The sequence below is a fragment of the Mesorhizobium sp. M1006 genome, from assembly GCF_040318825.1.
Lineage (GTDB): Bacteria > Pseudomonadota > Alphaproteobacteria > Rhizobiales > Rhizobiaceae > Mesorhizobium.
Genome location: NZ_JAMYMZ010000013.1, coordinates 59,938 through 79,749, shown reverse-complemented (window position 1 = coordinate 79,749; position 19,812 = coordinate 59,938). Strand labels below are relative to the sequence as shown.

Annotated in this window: 19 protein-coding genes; 14 read left to right on the top strand and 5 right to left on the bottom strand. The window is 62.3% G+C overall.

Annotated elements, in window-relative coordinates:
- Positions 1–215: 215 nt before the first annotated feature.
- The 3 genes from choV to NKH60_RS15105 all read right to left on the bottom strand — a co-directional run bounded on the left by choV (position 216) and on the right by NKH60_RS15105 (position 3,302).
- Positions 216–1,397, bottom strand: a complete 1,182-nt coding sequence (gene choV, locus NKH60_RS15115; RefSeq protein ID WP_352540993.1) for a choline ABC transporter ATP-binding protein — start codon at positions 1,395–1,397, stop codon at positions 216–218.
- The gene (gene choW, locus NKH60_RS15110) at positions 1,394–2,248 is read right to left on the bottom strand and encodes a choline ABC transporter permease subunit (RefSeq protein WP_254819158.1); all 855 of its coding nucleotides are present in this window, start codon (positions 2,246–2,248) and stop codon (positions 1,394–1,396) included. The genes choV and choW overlap by 4 nt, the downstream gene beginning before the upstream one ends.
- 118 nt (positions 2,249–2,366) lie before the next feature.
- Entirely contained in the window at positions 2,367–3,302 is a 936-nt protein-coding gene (locus tag NKH60_RS15105; RefSeq protein ID WP_292660734.1) for a choline ABC transporter substrate-binding protein, read from the bottom strand.
- 237 nt (positions 3,303–3,539) lie between these two features.
- Here NKH60_RS15105 and NKH60_RS15100 point away from each other — a divergent pair, with 237 nt between their 5' ends.
- The 9 genes from NKH60_RS15100 to NKH60_RS15060 all read left to right on the top strand — a co-directional run bounded on the left by NKH60_RS15100 (position 3,540) and on the right by NKH60_RS15060 (position 14,163).
- Positions 3,540–4,151 carry a thymidine kinase gene (locus tag NKH60_RS15100; protein WP_023679506.1) on the top strand — a complete coding sequence of 204 codons (612 nt, stop codon included), beginning with the start codon at positions 3,540–3,542 and terminating at the stop codon, positions 4,149–4,151.
- 127 nt (positions 4,152–4,278) lie between these two features.
- On the top strand, positions 4,279–4,668 hold the full coding sequence (locus tag NKH60_RS15095; RefSeq protein WP_023679507.1) for a c-type cytochrome: 390 nt from the start codon (positions 4,279–4,281) through the stop codon (positions 4,666–4,668).
- Between the two features lie 216 nt (positions 4,669–4,884).
- Positions 4,885–5,973: a hypothetical protein gene (locus tag NKH60_RS15090; RefSeq protein ID WP_352450536.1), complete on the top strand. Its 1,089-nt coding sequence runs from the start codon at positions 4,885–4,887 to the stop codon at positions 5,971–5,973.
- 35 nt (positions 5,974–6,008) lie between these two features.
- The gene (locus tag NKH60_RS15085) at positions 6,009–7,154 is read left to right on the top strand and encodes a hypothetical protein (RefSeq protein WP_352872607.1); all 1,146 of its coding nucleotides are present in this window, start codon (positions 6,009–6,011) and stop codon (positions 7,152–7,154) included.
- Between the two features lie 24 nt (positions 7,155–7,178).
- Positions 7,179–9,089: an AAA family ATPase gene (locus NKH60_RS15080; protein ID WP_352743314.1), complete on the top strand. Its 1,911-nt coding sequence runs from the start codon at positions 7,179–7,181 to the stop codon at positions 9,087–9,089.
- A gap of 117 nt (positions 9,090–9,206) precedes the next feature.
- Positions 9,207–9,623 (top strand): endonuclease domain-containing protein, encoded by a 417-nt coding sequence (locus tag NKH60_RS15075; RefSeq protein WP_352743316.1) that lies wholly within the window; start codon positions 9,207–9,209, stop codon positions 9,621–9,623.
- Between the two features lie 109 nt (positions 9,624–9,732).
- A complete protein-coding gene (locus tag NKH60_RS15070; RefSeq protein WP_352833399.1) occupies positions 9,733–11,037 on the top strand; it encodes a DUF6638 family protein in 1,305 nt (434 codons plus the stop codon).
- A gap of 14 nt (positions 11,038–11,051) precedes the next feature.
- A complete protein-coding gene (locus tag NKH60_RS15065; protein ID WP_352450540.1) occupies positions 11,052–12,176 on the top strand; it encodes a DUF2333 family protein in 1,125 nt (374 codons plus the stop codon).
- 307 nt (positions 12,177–12,483) lie between these two features.
- A complete protein-coding gene (locus tag NKH60_RS15060) occupies positions 12,484–14,163 on the top strand; it encodes a formate--tetrahydrofolate ligase (RefSeq protein WP_352833396.1) in 1,680 nt (559 codons plus the stop codon).
- 78 nt (positions 14,164–14,241) lie between these two features.
- On the opposite strand, the gene NKH60_RS15055 is transcribed toward NKH60_RS15060, so the two are convergent.
- On the bottom strand, positions 14,242–14,889 hold the full coding sequence (locus NKH60_RS15055; RefSeq protein ID WP_352450542.1) for a cysteine hydrolase family protein: 648 nt from the start codon (positions 14,887–14,889) through the stop codon (positions 14,242–14,244).
- A gap of 128 nt (positions 14,890–15,017) precedes the next feature.
- Here NKH60_RS15055 and NKH60_RS15050 point away from each other — a divergent pair, with 128 nt between their 5' ends.
- The 3 genes from NKH60_RS15050 (at position 15,018) to NKH60_RS15040 (ending at position 17,180) form a co-directional block, all read left to right on the top strand.
- Positions 15,018–16,007: a helix-turn-helix domain-containing protein gene (locus NKH60_RS15050; protein ID WP_254819147.1), complete on the top strand. Its 990-nt coding sequence runs from the start codon at positions 15,018–15,020 to the stop codon at positions 16,005–16,007.
- A 187-nt stretch (positions 16,008–16,194) separates the two neighbouring features.
- Positions 16,195–16,674 carry a type II RES/Xre toxin-antitoxin system antitoxin gene (parS, locus tag NKH60_RS15045; RefSeq protein WP_352849956.1) on the top strand — a complete coding sequence of 160 codons (480 nt, stop codon included), beginning with the start codon at positions 16,195–16,197 and terminating at the stop codon, positions 16,672–16,674.
- Positions 16,671–17,180, top strand: a complete 510-nt coding sequence (locus NKH60_RS15040; RefSeq protein ID WP_352833387.1) for an RES family NAD+ phosphorylase — start codon at positions 16,671–16,673, stop codon at positions 17,178–17,180. The genes parS and NKH60_RS15040 overlap by 4 nt, the downstream gene beginning before the upstream one ends.
- Before the next feature lie 58 nt (positions 17,181–17,238).
- Here the strand turns inward: NKH60_RS15040 and NKH60_RS15035 are convergent, their stop codons facing one another.
- Positions 17,239–17,796, bottom strand: coding sequence for a sugar O-acetyltransferase (locus NKH60_RS15035; protein ID WP_352450544.1), 558 nt, complete (start codon positions 17,794–17,796; stop codon positions 17,239–17,241).
- Positions 17,797–17,944: 148 nt separating this feature from the next.
- Here NKH60_RS15035 and NKH60_RS15030 point away from each other — a divergent pair, with 148 nt between their 5' ends.
- Together NKH60_RS15030 and NKH60_RS15025 are read left to right on the top strand one after the other, a co-directional pair.
- Positions 17,945–18,406, top strand: a complete 462-nt coding sequence (locus NKH60_RS15030) for a DUF4126 domain-containing protein (protein WP_352450545.1) — start codon at positions 17,945–17,947, stop codon at positions 18,404–18,406.
- Positions 18,403–19,779 (top strand): FAD-containing oxidoreductase, encoded by a 1,377-nt coding sequence (locus NKH60_RS15025; RefSeq protein WP_352743322.1) that lies wholly within the window; start codon positions 18,403–18,405, stop codon positions 19,777–19,779. The genes NKH60_RS15030 and NKH60_RS15025 overlap by 4 nt, the downstream gene beginning before the upstream one ends.
- Positions 19,780–19,812: the final 33 nt, after the last annotated feature.

Sequence of the window (19,812 nt, the reverse complement as noted above, 5' to 3'; positions counted from 1 at the left end):
GCGTTCCTTCGCGCCCCCTCTGTTCTGCTGGACACCTCCTCCACAGGTGGGGAGATTGGCCGTCATCGCCGATTTCGCCAATTACAAACGTTGGAATGTGAGAGCCGTCCGCGAAGCCGCCGATCTCCCCCCAAGTGGGAGAGATGTCCGACAGAACAGAGGGGGGCGCGACAGAACTCGGCGTTTGGTCTTGGTTCTCTCCCCAAGGAGAAAAACTATCTTCGCAGCACCGCGCTCAACACATCCCTGACGCCGATGGCGCCGACGAAGCGCGACTGCTCGTCGAATAGCGCGACGGGTGCGGTCTGCGAGCGATGCATGGCCAGCATCACGGTCTTCAGCGAGGTGCCGGGATTGGCCCAGAATACCTGAGCCGTCTCCTCCGGCTGGGCTTCGACATCGGCGCAGGACACCCAGACCGCCGGCTTGCCGTCGCGCTCGGCCGCCGCCACCAGCCCATGCTCGTCGATCTTGAAACGCGTCGTCCTGCGCCGGTCGAGCCACACCCAGCCGTTCTCGCCATGTTCGAGGTCGCGTCGGTCGCGCATGACGTTCCACGCGGTCAGCACCGAGAGCGGGTTCACATTGGCGATGAAGTCGCGGACATAGTCGTTGGCGGGCCGCAGCACGATGTCTTCCGGCGCGCCTGTTTGCACGATGCGCCCGCCTTCCATGATGGTGATATGGGTGCCGATCTTCAGCGCCTCCTCGAGGTCGTGGCTGACGAAGATGATGGTCTTCTTCAGCTCGGCCTGGAGCTGCAGCAACTCGTCCTGCAGCTTGGTCCGGATCAGCGGATCGAGCGCCGAGAACGGCTCGTCCATGAGCAGGATCGGCGCCTCGGTGGCAAAGGCGCGCGCCAGGCCGACGCGCTGCTGCATGCCGCCGGACAGCTCATGCGCATATTTCTTCGACCACTGGTCGAGATGAACCAGCTTCAGTTGCCTGTTCACCCGCTCCTTGCGCTCGGCTTCGGGTACGCCGGCGAGCTCGAGGCCAAGGCCGACATTCTCCTCCACCGTGCGCCACGGCAGCAGGCCGAACTGCTGGAACACCATCGCCACCTGTTTCTGCCGCAGCCGCCGAAGCGTCGCCTCGTCGCAGGTGACGACGTCGACCGTGCCGTCGCCATCCTTGACCAGCACCTGGCCGCGCGAGACGACGTTCAGCCGGTTGACGGCTCTGAGCAGCGTCGATTTGCCGGAGCCGGAAAGCCCCATCAGCACCGAGATCTCGCCCTCGTTCACGGTGAGGCTGGCGCCGGCGCAGCCCAGTACGTTGCCGGTTTTTTCGAGGATCTCGGCTCGGGTGGCACCACTGTCGATCAGCGCCAGCGAGCCTGCCTGGTCGGCGCCGAAGACGATGTCGACATTCCTGAAATCGACGGCGACGGTCATTTCTTGCCTCCCACGCCGATGCGCGTCATCCGGTCGAGCACGATGGCGAGCACGACGATGGCGAGCCCTGCCTCAAGCCCGAGGTCGATCCTGCGCGAACCGAGCGCCCGGTTGATTTCCGTACCGAGGCCGCCGGCGCCGATCAGGGCGGCGAACACCACCATCGACAGCGACAGCATGATCGACTGGGTCAGCCCAGCCATGATGGTCGGCAGCGCTGAAGGCAGCTCGACCTTCCACAGCAGCTGGCGCTTGGTGGCGCCGAATGCCTCGCCCGCCTCGACGATCGATTTCGGCACCGAGGTGACGCCGAGATGGGTGAGCCGAACCGAGGTCGGGATGACGAAGATGATGGTGACGATCAGGCCGGGCGCGTTGCCGAGGCCGAACAGGGTCAGCACCGGGATCAGGTAGACGAAGGTCGGCAATGTCTGCATCAGGTCGAGCACCGGCAGCATGACGCGATACACCTTCGGCTTGTGCGCGGCCCAGATGCCGAGCGGCACGCCGATGGCCATCGACACGGCGGCGGCGGCGACCACCAGCACCAGCGTCTCCACCGTCTGCTTCCACAGGTTCTGGTTGAGGATGAACAGCAATCCGATGAATACCGCCAAAGCCAGGCCTTTCGAGCGCTGCAGGAAATAGGCGAGCAGAGCGATCAGCGCGATCAGCAGAACCGGCGGCAGCAACAGCAGCCCGTCGACGATGCCGTCGAGCAGGAAGTTGAGGCTGTTGGAAAAGGCCCTGAAGATGGTGTCGAAATTGTCGGTGAGAAAGCCGAAAAACGCCTTCCCCCATGCCCCGATGGGAATCTTGTAACTGACCAGGAATTTGGAGATCGGATCCATCTAGCCCCTCTTCTGCCGGCGCCGTCCTTCGCCGGACGGTCATCTTGTCACAGGATATGAAAAAGGGCAGCCATTTCTACCGTGGCTGCCCCTTGTCTCGTCATGCCAGATGGTCGGGTCAGCTTCCGAGCGCCGTTTTCACCGCAGCCGCCGCATCGCCGCCGTCGAAGGTGGTGACGCCGGCGATCCAGGGAGCGACCGCGTCCGGGTGCTTCTTCAGCCAGTCGGTCGCGACCGTATTGGCATCGCCGCCCTTCAGGATCGCGTCCATCATCTCGCCTTCCATGTCGAGGTTGAACTTCAGATTGGCGATGAACTTGCCGGCGTTCGGGCATTCGCTCATGTAGCCCTTGCGTACATTGGTATGCACGGTGGCAGCACCAAAGCCGCTATCTCCCATCCCCTCGAGGTAGGTGATCTTCATGGCGCCCATCACCGGATGCGGCGTCCAGCCGAGGAAGGCGATCCATTCATTGTTCTTCATCGACTGCTCGGCCTGGGTGAGCATGCCGGCCTCGGAAGATTCGACCAGTTCGAAGCCTTCGAGATTGGTCTTCGGATCCTTGATCATGTCGAGGATGATGCGGTTGCCGTCATTGCCGGCCTCGATGCCGTAGATCTTGCCGTCGAACTTGTCCTTGAACTTGCCGAGATCGGTCAGCGTCTTGACACCGGCATCGGCGACATAGGTCGGAACGACGATGCCGTAGCCGGCACCGCTGAGATTTTCGCTGACGGTCTCGACCGAGCCTTCGGCGGCATAGTCCTTGATGTCGTTGGTCATCGACGGCATCCAGTTTCCGAGGAACACGTCGAGGTCTTTGTTCTTCAGCGACGCATAGGTCACCGGCACCGAAAGCTGGATCACCTGCGGCTCGTAGCCGAGCGCCGTGAGCAGCACCGAAGCGACGCCGGTGGTCGCCTGGATGTCGGTCCAGCCGACATCGGACAGCCGCACCGTCTTGCAGCTTTCCGGATCGCCGGCGAAGGCCCCAGTCGTGGATAGAAAAGCCGCCAGGCCGAGGCCGGCGACGAATGAACTCATACGCGACATGAAAATTCTCCCATTTCAGTTCTCGGTGAAGCGAAGCGACGGTTTTATCTCCGCCTTTGTTCCGTCAGCCAAACATCATTCTGCTGCGGTTTCAAGCACTAAGGCAATCACGAACAACGGCGCAGGCTGGCCGATCAGCGACACGCCCGCCGCTTTCCGGATGGAAGTCGCCTTTTCCCGGTGGAATGTAGGCGCTCCCCCTCCCCGCTTTGTTGCAACTCGGCTTAAAAGGACGGCATGGCCAAGCTGTACTTCCATTATGCGACGATGAATGCCGGCAAGACGACGATGCTGTTGCAGGCCTCGTATAATTACCGCGAGCGCGGCATGACGACGATGTTGTTCATCGCCGGCCACTACCGCAAGGGCGATACCGGGCTGATCTCGTCGCGCATCGGCCTGGAGACGGAAGCCGAGATGTTCCGCGACGGCGACGACCTGTTCGCCCGGGTCGCCGAGCATCACGACCACGCCACGGTCCATTGCGTCTTCGTCGATGAGGCGCAGTTCCTCGAAGAGGAGCAAGTCTGGCAACTCGCCCGCATCGCCGACCGGCTGAACATCCCGGTCATGTGCTACGGCCTGCGCACCGATTTCCAGGGCAAGCTGTTTTCCGGATCGCGCACCCTGCTGGCAATCGCCGACGACCTGCGCGAGGTGCGCACCATCTGCCGTTGCGGCCGCAAGGCGACGATGGTGGTGCGCCTCGGTGCCGACGGCAAGGTGGCGAAACAGGGCGAACAGGTGGCGATCGGCAAGGATGTCTATGTCTCGCTCTGCCGCCGCCATTGGGAAGAAGAAATGGGCCGCGCCGTGCCCGACGATTTCATCGGCTTCACCAAAACCTGACCAGCGCTATTGCTTTCATCCGACCTCCCGGCCGACATTCGTTCGCCAATCGCGCCATCGTGCGGCGCTTGTTTAAGGCCTGCTTCCTATTTCAGAACCTCTCAGCCAGAGCCGTCGGGGAGTTCCCATGCTTCGAGCCATTTCGTCTGCCGCTGCTTTCCTCATCGCCGGCGCTCTTGCCGCGCATGCCGACGGCGATGCCGCTCTCGGCAAGAAAGTCTTCAACAGATGCATGGCCTGTCATGAGGCAACGAGCGACCACGACAAGGTCGGCCCGCATCTGCTGGGTGTCGTCGGCCGCACCGCCGGCACCGCGGACAGTTATCTCAGCCGCTACTCGCAGGGGATGAAGGACGCCGGCGCCGCCGGCCTGGTCTGGGACGAAGCAAACCTCGCCGAATACCTGCGCGCGCCGCGGCAGAAGGTCCCCGGCAACAAAATGGCCTTCTCCGGCCTGACCAGCGACGACGACATCGCCAATGTCATCGCCTACCTCAAGGCCGATCCCAAGCCCTGAGCGTCGCTCCCGACCTGAAAGTCCAGCCGCGGTTGAAGCGGTGTCTGACCGGACGGCAGTTACACCGTAATCATTGCCTGACTATCCTGCGGTCGGCCTTCTGAAATTCTTTTGTTTTCCTGTAATCCCATGTCTTCCGTCTTTCATTCGCCAAACCCGGCACATATATTCGCGGCGGTTTGCGAAACGAAACCGATGCCGAAGCGGGAGGCCCCAATGGCGACATTGCAGAATTTCGACGCCGAGATTGCCAAGACCAAGCAGGTCGTTGAGGACATGCGCACCAAGATCGAGCAGTCCGGTACTGTGCTCGACACGCTCGCCACCGCCGACAAGAAGATCGGCGACGCCAATTTCGACATCGAGAATGCCCGCATCGAGGACGTGCTGAAGCAGCAGAAGGTGATGGAAGGCAATATCGCCGACCTGATTATCGGCCTCGAGGACGCCACCAACGTCTTCGGCGCCGAATTCGAGAGCATGAAGAACTACACCGGCTGGGAAAATTTCGTCGGTGTCTTCTCCAGCCAGCGCAAGCAGCGCCTGCGCACCGACCGCGTCCGCAACATGTCGCTGGCCGGCAATCTGCAGGAGCTGCTGGCGAAATCCGACACCATCGTCGGCATCCTCAAGGCGCAGAAGCAGGTTCTCGACACGCGCTACAAGACCTCCGAGGCCAGCCTGTCGCAGGTGATCGAGCGCCGCAAGACCACCATGTCCAATCTCGAGACCGTGCAGAAACGCATCGAAGAACTCAACCCGATGCTGCTCGACATCGAGAACAAGATCGCCGCCTCGACCAGCCAGAAGGAGCGCACCCAGCTGGAAGGCGAACGCTCGAAACTAGCCACGGAATACAACGAGAAGCAGGCCAAGGAGCAGGAATTGCTGGCCGAAAGCCAGACGCTGGAGCGCTACACCTCGATGTTCCAGACCTTCGTCGATTCGCTCAACAACCAGATCGCGGCGCAATCGACGCTGATCAACAAGCTGACCATCGATACCGAGCAGCGCATCGTGCTGTACAAGGCGCTGGAAGATTCGCTGAAGACCGCCGCCCAGCAGGATGTCGCCCACAAGATCAACACGCTGGGCAGCCAGGTCGACAACACCGCCGAAGAGACCATGGCCGGCATTGGTGCCGCCTCGCAAAAGCACATCGGCGATCTGCTTGAAATGCACGAGAAAAACATGGTTGCCACCGCCGACATCCAGCGCCGCAAGAAGCTCGCCGACGATGCCTTCGCCCGCCGCTTCGACGATGTGATGAAGAAGCACAATTCGGCAAATTACGTGCAGTCGTAATTGCTGCACGTGCACTGCTCCCAAGGGCTGGCAGCATGACCCCCGAAAACGAAGCTGCGGCGCGCTATTTCTCGGCGATCACGGCGGCACTTGGCGGCCTCGAAGTGTTCATGCGCGACGATCGCTCGCCGCTCTATCGGCACGGCATCGTCGCCAAGGTCGTCGCCGAATATATTGCGCGGCTCGACAAGTCGTTCTCGTGCTGGCGCAACCGGCTGGGCTTCACCGAGACATTCCGCATCTCGCGCGCCGAAAGCGGTTTTCCGGTCTTCCAGAACCTGCTCGAACTGGAAAACGACCGGCTCCAGGCCGACGGCCGTCTCGCCGTCATCCCTTCGGCCAGCGAGCTGCGCGAGGAAATGGCCGACTTCATCCTGCGCCACAAGGAATTCCCCGAAGCGCTGCGGAAGTCGATGGCCGAGCGGCTTTACCTCGAGGACGTCAAGAGCGAGACCACCTTCGGCCCGTTCACGCTGGCCCAGACGGTCAAGGTGTCGGTCAATCCGAAGACGTTGCGCCCGTATTATCTGGTCCACTGGGCGTGCTTCGACGGCAGCGCCAACCTGCCGCTTGTGTATATGGTGACGGTTGAGGATTCCTCGGACGACATGATCCGGCAGCTTGTCGACTCCAGCGGCAAGCTTAATGAGAGGGTCGACATTCCGCTGCCGGTCGACGGCTTGCTCAATCCCGAGCTTGCCCACCGTTTCGACGATTTCACCGAGAAGAATTCCGCCTACGCGCTGTCGCCGGCGACCATCGCGGTCAACCTCGACAAGGATTTCGAGCCGCTGCATCCCAAGCAGCTGCGTCGCGTCGTGCTCGGCCCGTTCTATTCTGCAGGGATTACCGACAACAATTCGACGGTGAGCGAAGTGCTGGCCAAGGTGCGCAAGCCGGAAAACGCCTGGCTGCTGACCTGGACCGTCCAGGAGGTCTTTTCCAAGGCCGAAAAGCCAGGCCGCAAGGGGCTGTTTTCGAGCGAAAAGACGACGCAGGAATTCTTCATCAATACCGACGATCTCGAGGCCGCGCGGCAAGGCGTGTCGAGCTATGAGAACCATGCGCTGATTCCGCACGAGGCCTATCAGGCGCTCTATGCCGCCGGCGAGGCGCAGAAGATCTTTTCGGGCTACAAGGTCCACATCCTGTCCAAAGGGCAGGTCATCAGCGACGTCTGACCGTCAAATCGCGGAGCATCCTCCATGGACACCGGCCTGACCACCATCCCGGAAGCGGCAATTGAAAAGCACCGTGCCACTGCGCAAAGTTTCATCACTCGCATCGTCGTGCTGGAGGACCCATCGCGCGAGTCCGGCACCGCGCTTGCCGGCACCAACCGCCGCTTCGTCTCTACCGTCTCGGTCGGCTCGGTGCGCCGCACGCGCGAGGTCGAGCTCTCCAAAACCGTCGCCGCCGTCCATTCCGACGACCAGTTGCTGACCATCCCGCAGCACACGCTGTTGTTTCGCGCCCGGCGCGGCACAGCGATAGCGCTGGCCATATCGGATGTCTTCGCCGAGGGCTCGGACCTCGAAAGTCTGCAGGCGAAAAACGCCCGTGCGCCGCTCGAAGGCGATGAAGCTGCCACCTTCAAGAAGCTGCTGTCGGCCTCTGCCTACATCTCCGCCTTCAGCCTTGCCTCCTATTTGTTCCAGCTGATCGACAGCGACGGCGAGGCGCCGAACGACACGCCCGAGCCGGACTTTCTGTTCGACACGCCACAGGATGCGGTGAAGTCGATCGTAGCCGGGCTCGACAGGGCGATAGCAGGTTCGAAGGACGATGCCGACCTGATGACCCGCGCCCGCGCCTTTGCCCGCGTCGCCATCGACGGGCTGCTGGCGCGAAAGGGCCGCTTCGACGGCATCGGTCCGTTCGAGAACGCGCATATCCGCATCGACGTCGACGATTTTACCCTTGACGGCTTCGACGTCGCGCCGGGTAAGCGGGCAAAGCCGCTGGTGATGACCTTCAAAAAACCGGAAGAGGTCGTCGGCAACCACATCGCCAAATACCAGTCAGTCAAGCTTGCCAAGATGCTGATGGCCTACGACTTCGAGCGCGAGCTGAACCCGTTCGTCGAGCTCGGCGGCTTCCTGTTCACCTTTATCGGCGATGGCGCGCCCGGCACCGGCAAGACAACCTTGATCCAGATGATCGCCGGTCTTCTCAATGGTTATTGCCAGGTCGCCGGCTATCCCTTCGCTTACGAGAATTTCGGCGTCGACCAGATCTCCTCCTACCAGGGCAAGTCGGGCCAGAACTGCCGCCAGTTCATCAACAATGTGCTGAACCCGCGCGTCATCGGCTTCGGCACCATCGACGATATCGACCAGGTGGCGGCACGCCGGTCCGACGACCGCGCCTCGGCCGGCCAGCAGGAAATCACCGGCGTCCTGATGGACGCCTTTGGAGGTGCGGCGACCGTGGTGCGCGGCAATTGCTCTTTCGGCATGTTTTCCAACTATCCCGAGAACGTCGACGACGCATTGCGCCAGCGCGCCGGCGCGCGCTGGCTGGTCGATGGCCCGCAGAGCCGCGACGACTACATCGACATCTTCGTTCTGCTCGCCGGCAAGAACCACAAGATCCCGCTCGGCGAGCACAAGCTCTACGCTGCCCAGGAAATCCAGCGCGCGGTGATGGAAGCCTACGAGGAGCATGAAAAGCCGCAGGAAGACGGGCTGATGAAGGTCTATGAGCGCTACATGAAGGAGAATGGCGCGCCAAAGACGATGGCCGACATCGGCACCTATCTGCACTTGATCAAGGATGCCGAGCCGCGCTTTACCGGCCGCGCCATCAAGAACGTTACCGATGCCATCAAGATGCGCGCCATGGACATCGAATTGCCGGACGAGTGGTTCGAAAAGCCGGAAGCCTTCATGCACAAGGGTTACGACGACAAGAAAGCGATGATCGAGGAGCTGCGCGGGCCATTCTCGATGGACATGGTCATGCAGGAGATCAACCGCTACGCGGATTCCGAATTCCGCTATTCCGACAAGTCCGATGATGCGGCGGTGACCAAGATGATCCGCGACACCCGTCTGCGGGAGCGTGCCGTCCGCGAGATCGAGGAGATGAAGAAAAAGGGGCTGTGGAATGCGTGAGGTTTCTTCTGGTGCGCTGCATAAGCTCCCACAGCAACGCTGAAAGACGTGGCTCAAAAGCTGACGCCCCCCTCTCCCCGTTCTTCACGGGGAGAGGGTAAGGGTGAGGGGCAGCGCATGCGTGGACCAGAAATAGACATAACCAGGCGCGCAAGGCGCCTGCGTCAATCCGACAACGATGCAGAAGCCGCGCTCTGGATGGAGTTGCGCGACTGCAGACTGAACGGCCATAAATTCGTACGGCAGTTGCCGATAGGCTCTTACTTCGCCGATTTGGCCTGCAGAGACTGCCAGCTCGTCGTCGAAGTCGATGGCAGTCAGCATGTCGGCAGCCAATATGATCGAATCCGGGATCGCTTCATCGGCTCGAATGGCTGGTCCATGCTGCGCTTTTGGAACGTCGACGTATTGAAGGACCGGGAAGCAGTCCTTGAGACAATATTGGCTGCGATCGAAGGACGCCTCGAACGCCATATCGAAACGCATGATCTTCGATTTGTCACCGCCAAAGGGTATGGAGAGACATGTCCTTGACCGTTCGCGCCGCCCCTCACCCTTACCCTCTCCCCGTGAAGAACGGGGAGAGGGGGGCGTCACCGCTGGAGCTCGATCCTCCAGCGCAAGATCCATTGGTATCGCGCACATGAGCCCCGCCAAGAAACCCGATCTGTTGCGCGACAACGAGCTGATCTACGGCCGGCTGCTGACGATCGACGAGCCGCACCTGATCCAGCGCTACAACAAGGCGATGGTCGCGTTCGGCTTGAAGCCGACCAAGTTGAAAAGCTTCGAGATCGACCGCACTGGCTTCTCGCCGCAGGTCGCCGAGGAATGCGGCGACTACAGCTACCTCGATCCGAACGAGGTCAACCGCCGCTTCATCATCCTGACGCCGTCGCAGATCGACCTGCCGGTGGTGCACACGGCGTTCTCCAACACCTCGCTGCTGATGTACGAGTTCATGTCCAAGAACCAGCGCGCCATCGATGCGCTGACGATCAAGGACGTCATCTACGGCGAGATCGAGGATTCGGTCCCCAAGGTCGACGACATCGAGGACCTGCTGTCGATCAACCAGGTCGAGTTCAAGGTGCTGTCGGCCGAGGATGTGCTCGGCAAGGCCGCCGAGCTCGGCAAGCTGGTCGACCGGCTGAAGCAGGAGCCGGATGCCTGGCGCGACAACGCCATGCTGGCCCACATGGTCGAGCTGGCGAAGGTCTGCGGCGACATCCGCGAGAATGCGCTGGTGCCGGACCAGGTGATCTTCCGTCACAATGCCTATTGGACCAGCCATTTCGGCGGGCTCTATGTGTTCGTCGATCCCGACGTGACGACGGTGATCAGCGACCCGGCAGCGCCCGGTTTCCGCCGCTCGCGGCCGTGGCAGGTGAGTCACCTTTCGATCCACGATGCCGACAAGGTGTTCAAGTTCCTCGCCTCGACCGGCCGCATCGAGCTGCCGCGCGCCTCATGGATCGAAACCTCCGGTTATCTCGAGCATCGCGCCGAAATGGTGGTGCGCGCGCTGATCCGCGACGCCGATCCCGACCGCAATCTGACCGACGTCGACAAGGTCTGGCTGCAGACCTGGATCCACGGCCATACCGATCTGATCACCAGGGACGGCAATTTTCCCTTCCTCAACGCCGCCAAGCGCGAGATCGCCCAGCTCGGCCATCTCAAGATCGAGGACGTGTTCCCGCAGCAGCGCTTCCTGGTCATCCGCGCCAAGCCGGACCATGCCGACGCCTGGCTGACCAACCAGCTGATCTCGGACTTCGTGCCGCAGGACTTCGTTTCGCGTTACGTCTTCAACAAGCCGGGCTTCTACAGGGACTATGAGGGCTTCAGCGACGCCTGGCGATCGCATGTTGTGGACGTTCTGAAAACCACATATCTGAAGGACAAGGTGGCGTTTCGCACGCGCCTCTACGGCTTGACTGACTGAGGGGTGACATCGCCATGCTTGATCCGATCGTGAGTTTCTTCACCCGGATTTTCCAGTGGATTGGCCGCGGCATCGGCCTGCTCATCGGCGCGATCCTGTGGCCGTTCCTGTGGGCGGGGCGCTGGTACACGCAACGCGGCTGGATCCTGAAGGCGGTGCTCGGCCTGGCTGTGCTCGTGCTGATCGGTCTCTATGTCAACTTCTTCTACGCCACCCAGTGGTGGAACAATTTCGACCCGAATTACGTCGACAAATACACGTTCGAAAAACGCAACAGCTCCGCCGGTGAACAGGTTTCCGCCGGCGCCGGCACCGACACGGCCAAGACCTGCGGAAATTCAGCCATTGCCCAGGTTGCGGCCGACCTGACCGACTTCAACGTCAACCAGAATGCCTGGGTGTCGTCGATGATTCTTTACAAGCTCGGCCTGTTCGGCATCGACTGGGATCACACGCCGTTCATGGACAACAAGGCTTCGTTCCAGCGCGGCATCAACCAGGCGGTGCGGCGCACGGCGACCGAGCTTGCCGATAATCTCGGCCGCGTCCGCACCACCTCGCAGATCGACGCCGACCTGCAGGATGCCCGCGGCAATCTGCAGTTCGACGAGGAAACCTGGTATTTCGGCTTGAACCCGTTCGGCCCCAAGACGCCGACGCCGAGCTACTATCGTGACGCGGTGCGCAAGCTGCGTTCCTTCAACGCCCGCCTCGCAGCCTGCCAGGCGACGTTCGATGCCCGCGCTGACAATCTCAAGCAGTATATCGACCGCATCTCGTCCGACATCGGTTCGACCTCGGCGATCCTCAAGGAGCGTGCCGAAAACCACAATAATGGCTGGTTCGACACTCGCGCCGACGACCGCTTCTGGTTCGCCTATGGCCAGCTCTATGCCTATTACGGGCTGATGAAGGGCGCACAGGCCGACTTCGAGGACGTCATCAAGGAAAAGCACCTGCAGAACCTGTGGGATACGATGGACGCGCAGTTCGTCTCGGCACTGCGCATCCAGCCCTTCATCATCGCCAATGGCCGCGAGGACGGCTGGCTGTTGCCGACACATCTGACGACGATGGGTTTTTACATACTCAGGGTGCGCTCGAACATGGTTGAGATCAGCAACGTGCTGACGCAGTAGCGGATCGTCCCGCACAGCCGGCGCTGGTGAATTTGCGCCGTTGCTTCTGTCGCTTTTCGCGTATTACGCGGCTGTTTTGAGACGGCGGAACCGCGCCTGCTCTGGCTTCTATACGGCGCGGCAACCGGCGCGAAAAGAACCTGTGGCAGGGCAGCCGGCCGCAGAGGCATTTTCTTCGTAGGAAACATAGTTGCATGAAAGTTGACGCCGCGGCAGCGACAGGGGTAGAACATGCCCGCGCCTGCAATGCCGGGCTATTCTTGCGACCACACTAGTCAAATCCGTCCAATTCAGAGGGAAGTCGTCCATGGCCGAAGTGAAGTCCGACATCGAGATCGCGCGCGGCGCCAGGAAGAAGCAGATCCAGGAGATCGGCCAGAAGATCGGCATTCCGAGCGAACATCTTCTGCCCTACGGCCACGACAAGGCGAAGATCTCGGCCGAGTTCATCAAGTCGGTGAAGGGCAACAAGGATGGCAAGCTGATCCTCGTCACCGCCATCAACCCGACACCGGCCGGCGAAGGCAAGACGACGACGACGGTGGGCTTGGGCGATGGCCTCAACCGCCTCGGCAAGAAGGCCATCGTCTGCATCCGTGAGGCTTCGCTCGGACCGAATTTCGGCGTCAAGGGCGGTGCCGCCGGCGGTGGCTACGCGCAGGTCGTGCCGATGGAGGACATGAACCTCCACTTCACCGGCGATTTCCACGCCATCACCACCGCCCATAACTTGCTGTCGGCGCTGATCGACAACCACATCTACTGGGGCAACGAGCTCGGCATCGATACCCGCCGCGTCGTCTGGCGCCGCGTCATGGACATGAACGACCGGTCGCTGCGCGAGATCATCTGTTCGCTCGGCGGCGTCGCCAACGGTTTCCCGCGCGAGGCCGGTTTCGACATCACAGTCGCCTCGGAAGTCATGGCCATCCTGTGCCTGTCGAACGACCTGAAGGACCTGGAAAAGCGCCTCGGCGACATCATCGTCGCCTATCGCCGCGACAAGTCGGCCGTCTATGCCCGCGACCTCAAGGCCGACGGCGCCATGGCCGTACTCTTGAAGGATGCCATGCAGCCCAATCTCGTGCAGACGCTGGAGAACAACCCGGCTTTCGTCCATGGCGGCCCCTTCGCCAACATCGCGCATGGCTGCAACTCCGTCGTTGCCACGACGACGGCGCTGAAGCTTGCCGACTACGTCGTCACCGAAGCCGGTTTCGGCGCCGATCTCGGTGCCGAAAAGTTCTTCGACATCAAATGCCGCAAGGCCGGCCTGAGGCCCGCCGCGGCGGTCATCGTCGCCACGGTTCGCGCCATGAAGATGAATGGCGGCGTCAAGAAGGAGGACCTCGGCAAGGAGAACGTCGAGGCGGTCAAGAAGGGATGTGCGAATCTCGGCCGCCACATCGAGAACATCCGCCAGTTCGGTGTGCCGGCTGTGGTCGCCATCAACCATTTCTACTCCGACACAGAGGCCGAGATCCAGGCGATGAAGGACTACGTCGCCTCGATGGGCGAAGAGGCGATCCTGTGCAAGCACTGGGCCCAGGGATCGGCCGGTAGCGAGGAACTGGCCAAAAGAGTCGTGGCGTTGGCCGAATCCGGCGCGTCGCAATTTGCCCCGCTGTATCCCGACGCCATGCCGCTGTTCGAGAAGATCAACACCATCGTCCAGCGCATCTATCGCGGTTCGGAAGCGATCGCCGACAAATCGGTGCGCGACCAGCTCCACGCCTGGGAGCACGCCGGCTACGGTCATTTGCCGGTCTGCATGGCCAAGACGCAATATTCCTTCTCCACCGATCCGAATCTGCGCGGCGCGCCGACCGGCCACACCGTACCGGTGCGCGAGGTCAGACTGTCTGCCGGCGCCGGCTTCGTCGTCATCATCTGCGGCGAGGTGATGACCATGCCCGGCCTGCCCAAAGCGCCATCCTCGGAAAAGATTTTCCTGAACGAAATGGGCCAGATCGAAGGCCTGTTTTAGGGATAATCAACGCTTGAACGGCAAAGGGCGCCGCAACGCTGCGGCGCCCTTTTTGGCGACTTCGCGACGAGCTCGTCCCTAAGCCGCGCTTCGCGCCAGCGCGCGCTGGTTGGAGGCATAGGGTGTGTCGTGCTGGGGTACCACGCCGGTCTTCAGGCAATCGATCCACTCGGCGGTCTTGAGAACGGCCGCGAAGCGCGACTGCAATACGATCGTCACCACGCGATGGATTTCCTCCCCCGAAGCGTAGCCGGCGCTGTTGGCGTACGGCAACGACCCCGTTGCGTCCGACAGGAACTCCACCTCGAAGCCCATATGCACGGCGTGGATGACCGTCGACAGATCGCAATTGTGCGTCATGTAGCCGATGACTGTGACCGTATCGATAGAGTTGGCGCGCAGCCACTCCTCGAGGTCCGTGCCGGTGAAGGCGCTGGGCAAGTTCTTTTCGATGTAGTGGTCGCGGTTTCGCCTAGCGATTTCCGGGTGCAACTCGGCGCCATGGCTGCCCTTGGCGAAGACCGGTGAGGTTTCCGGCGCCAACTGTTTGATGACCACCACCTTGACGCCTGCCTCGGTGGCCGCATCCATCGCTCGCGCCACATTGACGACGCTGTCGCGGAACGGCGGATGCTGGATGGCGAGGTTGCCGCCGTCATAGTCGTTTTGAACATCGATGACGATGAGGGCGCGGCGCGGAGCTTTGCCTTTGGCTGGTTGCGACATGGGGTTTTCCTTTCCCGTTGGACATTGATGGGCGGACGATAAGCTCGGCACCGGATTGCAAAAAGTGTCCCGATTGACATTATTCGAAAGAATTGGGACAATCGGCCTCACCCGTTGCTGGAGCTCCCATGACCGATCCTGCCGTTGCCGCCATCGCCTTCGATGGCATCAGCCCGTTTCATCTCTCCGTGCCGTGTCTCGTGTTCGGCGCGGATCGCACGGAGCTCGGCCTGCCGCGCTTCGACTTCCGGGTCTGCGCGATTGAGGACGGGCCGATCCGCACCGATGCCGGTCTGACCATCAGCGTCCCGCACGGGCTTTCCGCGCTCGATGACGCCGACATCGTCATCGTGCCAAGCTGGAAAGATCTCGGGAGCTCGCCTCCAGCGGCATTGATCGACGCGTTGCTTGGCGCGCACGAGCGCGGCGCGCTGATCGTCGGACTGTGCTTGGGAACGTTCGCTGTTGCGGCGACCGGACTGCTTTCGGGGCGGCGAGCGGCGACGCACTGGGCCTACGCGGATCAGCTGCAGGAACTCTATCCCGACATTCTCGTCGAACCGGAAGTGCTCTACATCGACAATGGCGATGTCGTGACATCCGCCGGCGTCGCCGCCGGGCTCGACTGCTGCCTGCACGTCGTACGGGCTCGTTACGGCGCGGAGGCGGCACTTCGCCTTGCCCGGCAGATTGTGCTTTCTCCGCACAGGCAGGGCGGGCAGGCGCAATTCATCGAACGTCCCATCGCCAGGACCGGCAATGCGGACCGCTTTACCCAGGCTCTCGAAGCGGTGCGCAAAACCCTGGGTGAGCCGCACAGTCTGGACAGCGTTGCCGGTCACGCCGGCCTCACCCGCCGGACGTTCACGCGCCGTTTCCAGAAAACGATCGGCACCAGTTTCGGCGACTGGCTGACCGACCAGCGCGTCCAGCTGGCGCAACGGCTGCTGGAAGCAACGGAAAAATCGATGGACACGGTTGCCTTCGAGGCCGGCTTCGGCAGCGCTACCTCGCTGCGCCAGCATTTCGCAGCGCGCCTCAGAACCTCGCCGGCGCAGTACCGGCGCGAATTCTCGAAGAGTGCTCAGGAGGAGCGCGTGGCGCACATGCCGAGGTGAAATTCGGCTCGCGCTCGATTCCAGGGCAATCGCTTCAGTGCCGACGTTGGACTGCCATCTGGCCCGAGTAGGCTATCTTTTCTCTCGAAGCGATTGCCCTGCTCTCGATCCTCTCGTGCTTGAAAGGCCTTGCGTCATCTGTCATATATTAAAGCGACAGATGACGCGAAGAGGGCTCGCCGTGGCGATGGCATTGGAAAAGGCTGCGCCAGCAGCAAAAAACAATGAACTTCAGAAGGTGGCGAGATTGCTAGGCGGCAGCCGCATTCTGGCAAGGCGCCTCAGCAGCGCTTTGGATGCTCACGAGTTGCTTCTGCACGGCCTGCCGGCTTCAGCGCTGGACCATCTTATCGGGCAACTCGTCTTCATCCAGAAGACCGATTCGCTGGAGAAGGCCGTCGGCATGAGCCTGCGCACCTACCAGCGCCGCAAGGATGCTCCGTCCAAGCCTCTCAATCAGGACCAGAGCGGACGAACCTGGAAGTTCGCGGAGATCCTGTCGAAAGCTACCGACGTGTTCGGTTCGCAGGCGGAGGCAGAGCAATGGCTGGAGCGCCCGGCGATTGGGCTAGACCAGCGTCGTCCAATCGACCTTCTGGCGACGCCGGCGGGGATCGAGCTTGTAGAAGACTATCTGGAACGGCTTGAATATGGCGTTTATGCATGACGCCGCTGCCGGCGGCGCTTGGTGGCTCCGACCTCATCGGATGGCGCCTCGATCAAGCCGCGTTTGCGCCTACATGGGATAGTGGCGAGGGCGCATACAGGGTGGGCGGACGCTGGAACAGCAAGGGCGTGCGCGCCGTCTACTGCTCGATCGATCCGTCGACTGCGATCCTCGAGGTTGCGGTCCATAAGGGCTTCAGGGCGCTCGACACGATTGCGCATGTCATGACGGCAGCAATCGTCAGCGATGTCGCGGATGTGCATATCGTCGACCCCGCCGCCGTGCCCAACCCCAAGTGGTTGCGCCCTGGCATTCCGAGCTCCGGACAACAGGCGTTTGGCGACGATCTTCTGCAACGGCACCGGTTCGTGGTGATTCCGAGCGCCGTATCGCAGCGTAGCTGGAACCTGATCTTCGACGCGAGCCTCGCCAGAGGGGCATACGCCATGAAGACCCAGGAGGCGTTTGCGCTCGACACACGGTTGCATCCACCTCCGGCCAAGTGACATAGCCGCCCCCATGTCCATCAGAACGAGGACGTGACCGGCAACAGAAGCACGGTGCTCAGTTGTTGCTGATTACCCGTGCCGGATTGCCGACCACCGTGGTGTTCGCCGCGACGTCGCGCGTCACCACAGCACCGGCGCCGACGATGGCGCCATCGCCGATCCTGACTCCGCCGAGGATGACGGCACTGCCGCCGATCCAGGCATTGTCGCCGATCTCGACCGGCTTGGCGATCTCCAGCCCTGCCCGTCGCCCGGCAGCCTCCTTGTGGTGCTCGGCGCAATAGATCTGCACATTCGGGCCGAGCAGCGTTCCCTTACCGATGCGCACTGGCGCCGTGTCGAGAATGATGCAGCCGGCATTGAGAAAAACGCGGTCGCCGAGAAAGATGTTGAAGCCATAAGCGCAGTGGAACTGCGCCTCGATCCGGGCGCCCTCGCCCGCAGCGCCGAGCAGCGTCCGCAATCCAGGCCCGATGTCGCGACGCTGCCGGGGCGGCAGGCTGTTGTGCTCGAACACCGCGTCTCGCGCCGTGATGCGCAACGCCTCCAGTTCCGGATCGAGGCAGCAATACCACTCGCCCGCCGCCATTTTCATGCGTTCGCTTTCGGCCATGGCCGCAACTCCAGTCTCAATCTTTGCCAAAGCACAAGTGCTGCAAATGCGGAAGCGCCGGCGGCGACACCACCTCTGGTCAAATACCGGACCTATGGTAGCTTGCTCTCTCGGACCTGTCCCAAGCCGGCCATCGAGGGGATCAATCATGCTGTACATTTTTGCACTCCTGATTGGCATCGTTGCCGGGCTTCGCGCGATGACCGCGCCCGCCGCCGTCGCCTGGGGCGCCTGGCTTGGCTGGTTGCCGGTCGCGGACACCTGGGCCAGCTTCATGGGCCACTGGATCGCCGTCGGCATCTTCACCATCCTGGCCATCGCCGAACTGGTCACCGACCAGCTGCCCTCGGCGCCGAGCCGCAAGGTGCCGCAGCAATTCGGCACGCGTATCGTCTTGGGCGCTTTCACCGGCGCGGTGATCGGCGCCACCGGCGGCGCCACCATCGGCGGCCTGATCGCCGGCGCCATCGGCGCGGTGATCGGCACGCTGGGCGGCGCCGAGGCGCGTAAACGCCTGGCCGCCGCCTTCGGCAAGGACCCGCCGGCCGCCTTCATCGAGGACGCGGTGGCGATCGTCGGCGGGCTTCTGATCGCGGCGGCGGCGGCATGACGGCAAAGACATTCGACGCCATCATCGTCGGTGCCGGGCAGGCCGGCCCACCGCTCGCCGGCCGGCTGAATGCGGCCGGCATGAGCGTGGCGCTGATCGAGCGAAAGCTGGTCGGCGGCACTTGCGTCAACACCGGCTGCACGCCGACCAAAACGATGGTGGCAAGCGCCTATGCCGCGCATCTCGCCCGCTCGGCCGCGGATTACGGGGTGACGCTGTCCGGTCCCGTCGGCGTAAACTACAAGGCGATCAAGGCGCGCAAGGACAAGGTCTCCAACGGCGCCCGCGGCAATCTCGAAGACTGGATTGCCGGCATGGACAAATGCACGCTCTATCGCGGCCATGCGCGCTTCGTAAGCGCCAACACGGTGCGCGTCGGCGACGATCTGCTGAGCGCCGAAAAGATATTCCTCAACACCGGCGGGCGCGCCTCGGTGCCCGACCTGCCTGGCATCGACGGCATTTCTTACCTGACCAATTCCTCGATGATGGATCTCGACGTGCTGCCGCGCCATCTCATCGTTGTCGGCGGCAGCTATGTCTCGCTCGAATTCGCGCAGATGTTCCGCCGCTTCGGTTCCGAAGTCACGGTCATCGAAAAAAGCCCGCGCCTGATCGGTCGCGAGGACGAGGATGTCTCGGACGCCATTTTGTCGATCCTCGAAAACGAAGCCATTGCCGTCCATCTCGGCGCCGACGACATCCGCTTCGCCAGGCGAGGCAACGAAATCGCCGTGACCTTCTCGCCAGGCAAGGCGGCTGCGGTCGGCTCGCATGTGCTGCTGGCGCTCGGCCGCACGCCAAACACCGACGATCTCGGCCTCGACAAAGCCGGCGTCGAGGTCGACAAACGCGGCTTCATCGTCGTCGACGACCAGTTGCGCACCAGCGTGCCCGGCATCTGGGCGATGGGCGACTGCAACGGCAAGGGCGCCTTCACCCACACCTCGTACAACGATTACGAGATCGTCGCCGCCAACCTGCTCGACAACGATCCGCGCAAGGTCAGCGACCGCATCGAGGCCTATGCGCTCTATATCGACCCACCGCTCGGCCGCTGCGGCATGACCGAAGCCGCGGTAAGGAAATCCGGCCGCCGCGCCCTGGTCGGCCAGCGGCCAATGACCCGCGTCAGCCGTGCCGTCGAAAAAGGTGAGACGCAAGGCTTCATGAAGATCCTGGTCGATGCCGACACCAAGGAGATCCTCGGCTGTTCGGTGCTCGGCCCGGGCGGCGACGAGGCGGTGCACTGCGTGCTCGACCTGATGTATGCCAAGGCGCCGGTCAGCACGCTGGCGCGCGCCGTGCACATCCACCCGAACGTCTCGGAGCTTCTGCCGACCATCGCCCAGGAACTCAAGCCGCTGGTGTGACGGCCGGGTAGAATCGTGCGCCCATAGCGGCAG

Bases quoted from the DNA above. Each gene is read 5' to 3' on its own strand.
- choV (WP_352540993.1), bottom strand. From the start codon at position 1,397: ATGACCGTCGCCGTCGATTTCAGGAATGTCGACATCGTCTTCGGCGCC.
- choW (WP_254819158.1), bottom strand. From the start codon at position 2,248: ATGGATCCGATCTCCAAATTCCTGGTCAGTTACAAGATTCCCATCGGG.
- NKH60_RS15105 (WP_292660734.1), bottom strand. From the start codon at position 3,302: ATGTCGCGTATGAGTTCATTCGTCGCCGGCCTCGGCCTGGCGGCTTTT.
- NKH60_RS15100 (WP_023679506.1), top strand. From the start codon at position 3,540: ATGGCCAAGCTGTACTTCCATTATGCGACGATGAATGCCGGCAAGACG.
- NKH60_RS15095 (WP_023679507.1), top strand. From the start codon at position 4,279: ATGCTTCGAGCCATTTCGTCTGCCGCTGCTTTCCTCATCGCCGGCGCT.
- NKH60_RS15090 (WP_352450536.1), top strand. From the start codon at position 4,885: ATGGCGACATTGCAGAATTTCGACGCCGAGATTGCCAAGACCAAGCAG.
- NKH60_RS15085 (WP_352872607.1), top strand. From the start codon at position 6,009: ATGACCCCCGAAAACGAAGCTGCGGCGCGCTATTTCTCGGCGATCACG.
- NKH60_RS15080 (WP_352743314.1), top strand. From the start codon at position 7,179: ATGGACACCGGCCTGACCACCATCCCGGAAGCGGCAATTGAAAAGCAC.
- NKH60_RS15075 (WP_352743316.1), top strand. From the start codon at position 9,207: ATGCGTGGACCAGAAATAGACATAACCAGGCGCGCAAGGCGCCTGCGT.
- NKH60_RS15070 (WP_352833399.1), top strand. From the start codon at position 9,733: ATGAGCCCCGCCAAGAAACCCGATCTGTTGCGCGACAACGAGCTGATC.
- NKH60_RS15065 (WP_352450540.1), top strand. From the start codon at position 11,052: ATGCTTGATCCGATCGTGAGTTTCTTCACCCGGATTTTCCAGTGGATT.
- NKH60_RS15060 (WP_352833396.1), top strand. From the start codon at position 12,484: ATGGCCGAAGTGAAGTCCGACATCGAGATCGCGCGCGGCGCCAGGAAG.
- NKH60_RS15055 (WP_352450542.1), bottom strand. From the start codon at position 14,889: ATGTCGCAACCAGCCAAAGGCAAAGCTCCGCGCCGCGCCCTCATCGTC.
- NKH60_RS15050 (WP_254819147.1), top strand. From the start codon at position 15,018: ATGACCGATCCTGCCGTTGCCGCCATCGCCTTCGATGGCATCAGCCCG.
- parS (WP_352849956.1), top strand. From the start codon at position 16,195: ATGGCATTGGAAAAGGCTGCGCCAGCAGCAAAAAACAATGAACTTCAG.
- NKH60_RS15040 (WP_352833387.1), top strand. From the start codon at position 16,671: ATGACGCCGCTGCCGGCGGCGCTTGGTGGCTCCGACCTCATCGGATGG.
- NKH60_RS15035 (WP_352450544.1), bottom strand. From the start codon at position 17,796: ATGGCCGAAAGCGAACGCATGAAAATGGCGGCGGGCGAGTGGTATTGC.
- NKH60_RS15030 (WP_352450545.1), top strand. From the start codon at position 17,945: ATGCTGTACATTTTTGCACTCCTGATTGGCATCGTTGCCGGGCTTCGC.
- NKH60_RS15025 (WP_352743322.1), top strand. From the start codon at position 18,403: ATGACGGCAAAGACATTCGACGCCATCATCGTCGGTGCCGGGCAGGCC.